Origin of the sequence: Streptomyces milbemycinicus (genome assembly GCF_002154605.1) — a bacterium.
Classification (GTDB): domain Bacteria; phylum Actinomycetota; class Actinomycetes; order Streptomycetales; family Streptomycetaceae; genus Streptomyces; species Streptomyces milbemycinicus.
In genome coordinates this window covers 1-3919 of sequence record NZ_MUNE01000674.1, presented here as the reverse complement: position 1 = coordinate 3919, position 3919 = coordinate 1, and the positions used below count along the sequence as shown (strand labels likewise).

The window sequence follows — 3919 nt, the reverse complement described above, 5'->3', positions numbered from 1 at the left end:
CCGCCCCTCCCGTACGCGCCCCGGCCCTGTCGGCCAATCCGGCGTACGGCGCCGCCCTCGCGCCCTGCGCCCTGGCCCCCGCCAAGGGGCTGCAGATGACCGAGGGGCTGCCGACCGGGCACGGCTACGTCCGCAGCACCGGGACGGTCAAGGCCCTCACCCTCATGATCGACTTCCCGGACGTCAAGGGCCAGGGCACCGCCCGCAAGCGCTACGCGGAGTTCTTCCCGCAGACCTCGCGTTGGTTCAAGCGCAGCTCGTACGGCCGGCTGAAGTACCGGCCCGCGACCCCGGTCAACCACTGGCTGCGGATGCCCCACACCTTCCGCAGCTACGGCATCAAGCGCGGCAGCCCCTTCGAACCGGGCTACCGCAAGCTGGTCGCCGACATCGCCAAGGCCGCCGACCCGCATGTCGACTTCAGCCGCTACGACCTGGTCAACGTCCTGGTCACACCCAACGCCGGACCGTCCGCCGCACGCGCCGTGCTGTCCGTCACCTACGCCGACAACCAGCACGCCCCCATCGCCGACGGCGTCCCCCTGGCCAATGTCTCCTTCGTCTACAGCCGCCAGGACGACGGCTCCGGCACGCTCGCGCAGACCGGCTACCGCGTGCTCCCGCACGAGAACGGCCATGTCTTCGGGCTCCCCGACCTCTACACCCGGCGCGGCGGGGACAGCGCGGGCCACTGGGACGTGATGTCCGAGGACTGGGGCGTCGGAAACGACCTGCTGGCCTGGCACAAGTGGAAGCTCGGCTGGCTCGGCACGGGGCAGGTCGAGTGCATCGCCCGCCCCGGCATCACACGGCGCGCCCTGAGCCCGCTCGGCCGCCGGGGCGGAACCAAGCTGATCTTCGTCCCGGTCTCGAAGTACGCCGGGTACGCCGTGGAAGCGCGCACCAACAAGGGCAACGACGAAGCGGTCTGCAAGTCCGGCGTCCTGGTCTCCTGGGTGGACACCCGCATCGACTCCGGCCAGGGGCCGATCACCGTCGTGGACAGCACTCCGGGCAGCAGCGGCTGCACGGACGAGCACAATGTGCACCCCGGGCTGAGCGACGCGGTCTTCACCCCCGGCAAGACCTTCACCGGCGGCGCGCAGGGCACCGGCGTCCGGGTCCGGGTCACCGGGCGCGACGCCCGGGGCGACTACCGCGTGGAGATCACCCGGTACGCCAGTGGCGGCGGCCAAGGCTGATCAGCAGCAGCTGCCTGCGGGCGGTGGCCGCCACCCGCCGTACGGCCTCGGGGTCGCCGGCCCCTTCGCCGGGTTGAGCCTCGGACGGCTCACCGGGCTGATCGCCGGGCTGGGCCTCCAGGAACGCCGTCGCGGTCATCACCATGTGGTCCACATACAGCTCGGCCAGCATCCGGACATCCTCCAGCGACCAGCCCTCCGCCGTGAGCTGCGGGGCGAACGCCTCGGCGACCTCGTCGGCGAAACGGCTCAGCTCGGCGGCTATCGCCTCCCGTACGGGCCGTACGCCGCCGTGGCGCTCGCGCGCGATGAAGCGGATATGTGCCGGATAGCCACGCACCAGCTCGGCGACGGCCTCGACGGTGGCGTCGATCAGCTGCTCGTCCCCGTCCCGCTCGGCGAGGATCACCCGGACCACCCCGTGCAGACTGCCCAGGGACTCCTCCACGAGCGCCACGCCGAGGTCGCTCATATCGCGGAAGTGACGGTAGAAGGCGGCCGGGGCCACACCCACCACGCGCGTCACCTCGCGCAGGCCCAGGCTGCTGAGGCTCTGGTCCTCCAGCAGCCGCAGCCCCGCGTCCAGGAGCGCCCGCCGGGTCTTCTGCTTCTGGGCCTGCCGGACCCCGAGGGTGTGACTCATGTCATTCAGTAAACAACCGTTCGCCGACTTTTTCCAGCAGTGTGCAGGGGTACTCTGAAGTCAGTGAACAGTTGTCATCCCAAGTGTTCACTGAAGCTCCACCCGCACGCCATCCGCACCTCAGATCCGGCTCCCGAGAGAGGCACCCATGCTCTTCATCGTCGCGGCTCTCGCCCTGGCGGGGATCCTTCTGGGAGCGGCGGCCCACACCCCGCTCCCGGCCTTCCTCACCGCGTCCGCCGCCATCGCCACCTGGCTGTTGATCTTCTTCATCCGTGAACGCACCGGGCACAAGGAGAGCTGACCCATGGCACTGACCGCACCCACCACCAACACCCCGTCGGCCACCCCGTCGGCCACCCCGTCGGACGCGCGGCGCCGGGACGCCGACGGCATGGCCGTGGCCTCGTTCGTCCTCGGACTGATCGGACTGCTGCTCTTCAACGCCGTCTTCGGACCGTGCGCGATCATCCTGGGCGCACTGGCGATCGCCCGGCAGACCCAGCGCCGCGGCCGGGCCCTGCTCGGCCTCGCCCTCGGGGTCGCCGATGTGATCCTGCTGATCGTCCTGGTGACGTTGGACAACTCGGTCTTCTGGCAGTTCGGCTGACGCTCCGTAAGGCCCGTAAGGCCCGTAAGGCTCCCGCGCCCTCAACGGCCCTTCCACCCAGCGGAAGGGCCGTTGCCTGTACGTGACGCACGTCACCACGCTGATGCCATGACCGCATTCGCACGGAATCAGTGGTACGTCGCCGCCTACGGACGCGAGATCGGCCGCGAACTGCTCGGCCGCACCATCCTGGGCGAGCCCATCGCCTTCTACCGCAGCGAGTCCGACGGGGCGGTCGTCGCCCTCCACGACCGCTGCGTCCACCGCCGCTACCCACTGTCGGCCAGTCGGCTCGACGGCGACCGCGTCGTCTGCGGCTACCACGGCTTCACCTACGACACCACCGGCACCTGCGTCTTCGTCCCCGGCCAGAAGCGCATCCCGCGCACCGCCCGGGTCGCCTCGTACCCGGTCGTGGAGCAGGACTCCCTGGTGTGGGTGTGGATCGGCGACCCCAAGTCGGCCGCCCCCACCGCCATACCGCGCGCCCCGTGGCTGGCCGACCCGCGCTGGACGACCGTCGGCGGCATGGAGCCGATCGACGCGGGCTACGGACTGCTCGTGGACAACCTCATGGACCTGTCCCACGAGACGTATCTGCACGGCGGCTACATCGGCACACCCGAGGTCGCCGAGACCCCCATCACCACCACGGTCGACGAGGGCGCGGGCGTGGTGCGGGTGAGCCGGCACATGGACGACGCGGAGTGCCCGCCCTTCTACGCCCGCTCCACCGGCATCGAGGGCCGCATCACCCGCTGGCAGGACATCGAATACCACGCCCCCTGTCTGTATCTGCTGCACAGCCGCATCGCCCCGGTCGGCGTACTGCCGGGGCCGGACGGCGACGACCCCGACGCCTTCCATGTCGAGATCACGTACGCGATCACGCCGTCCACGGAACACTCCGTGTACGACTTCTGGGCCGTCTCACGGGACTTCGCACAGGACGACGAGGACGTCACCACCTTCCTCCACGACTTCAACCGCACCGTGGTCATGCAGGACGTCGACGCGCTGAACCTGCTGCAGCGGGCCCTGGACACCGAGCCCGAGGGCTATCAGGAGCTCAGCATCAACATCGACACCGGCGGCCTCGCCGCGCGCCGCATCCTCGCCCGCCTCGCCGCCGAGGGCGCGCCCGCCGCATCCGCCTCGGTGACCGGGCGATGAGCGGCCCGCCCACCGCCGAGGTCACAGGCCACGCCCACCCCGCCACCATCCTCTCGGGGGCATCGGCAGGCCCGGAGGGCGAGTTCACCGACACCCTCGTCGTCACCGGCAGAGCCGACGCCGCGTCGGACGTCGTCGTCCTCACCCTTCGCCACCCCACCGGCCGCGAACTGCCCGCCTGGCAGCCCGGCGCGCATATCGACCTCCTCCTCGACGAGTCCCTGACCCGCCAGTACTCGCTGTGCGGCGACCCCGCCGACCGCGCCCGCTGGCAGATCGCGGTGCACCGCG

Annotated in this window: 5 protein-coding genes and 1 pseudogene; 5 read left to right on the top strand and 1 reads right to left on the bottom strand. The window is 70.7% G+C overall.

Going from position 1 to position 3919, the window contains the following annotated elements:
- On the top strand, positions 1-1202 hold a 1202-nt coding region (locus CCN51_RS42390), incomplete at its 5' end, for a M6 family metalloprotease domain-containing protein (protein WP_107426208.1).
- Here the strand turns inward: CCN51_RS42390 and CCN51_RS42385 are convergent.
- Positions 1168-1845: a TetR family transcriptional regulator gene (locus CCN51_RS42385; RefSeq protein WP_014179034.1), complete on the bottom strand. Its 678-nt coding sequence runs from the start codon at positions 1843-1845 to the stop codon at positions 1168-1170. The genes CCN51_RS42390 and CCN51_RS42385 overlap by 35 nt on opposite strands.
- 148 nt (positions 1846-1993) lie before the next feature.
- On the opposite strand from CCN51_RS42385, the gene CCN51_RS56145 reads away from it, so the two are divergent.
- The 4 genes and pseudogenes from CCN51_RS56145 to CCN51_RS42365 form a co-directional block, all read left to right on the top strand.
- Positions 1994-2149, top strand: coding sequence for a hypothetical protein (locus CCN51_RS56145; RefSeq protein ID WP_014179033.1), 156 nt, complete (start codon positions 1994-1996; stop codon positions 2147-2149).
- 3 nt (positions 2150-2152) lie between these two features.
- Positions 2153-2455 carry a DUF4190 domain-containing protein gene (locus CCN51_RS42375; RefSeq protein WP_014179032.1) on the top strand — a complete coding sequence of 101 codons (303 nt, stop codon included), beginning with the start codon at positions 2153-2155 and terminating at the stop codon, positions 2453-2455.
- Positions 2456-2563: 108 nt separating this feature from the next.
- A complete protein-coding gene (locus CCN51_RS42370) occupies positions 2564-3628 on the top strand; it encodes an aromatic ring-hydroxylating oxygenase subunit alpha (protein ID WP_014179031.1) in 1065 nt (354 codons plus the stop codon).
- Positions 3625-3919 (top strand): annotated as a pseudogene (locus tag CCN51_RS42365) (oxidoreductase); the annotation flags it as partial. The gene CCN51_RS42370 and the pseudogene CCN51_RS42365, both read left to right, overlap by 4 nt.

Coding starts and splice junctions, on each gene's coding strand:
- CCN51_RS42385 (WP_014179034.1), bottom strand. CDS start 1,845: ATGAGTCACACCCTCGGGGTCCGGCAGGCCCAGAAGCAGAAGACCCGG.
- CCN51_RS56145 (WP_014179033.1), top strand. CDS start 1,994: ATGCTCTTCATCGTCGCGGCTCTCGCCCTGGCGGGGATCCTTCTGGGA.
- CCN51_RS42375 (WP_014179032.1), top strand. CDS start 2,153: ATGGCACTGACCGCACCCACCACCAACACCCCGTCGGCCACCCCGTCG.
- CCN51_RS42370 (WP_014179031.1), top strand. CDS start 2,564: ATGACCGCATTCGCACGGAATCAGTGGTACGTCGCCGCCTACGGACGC.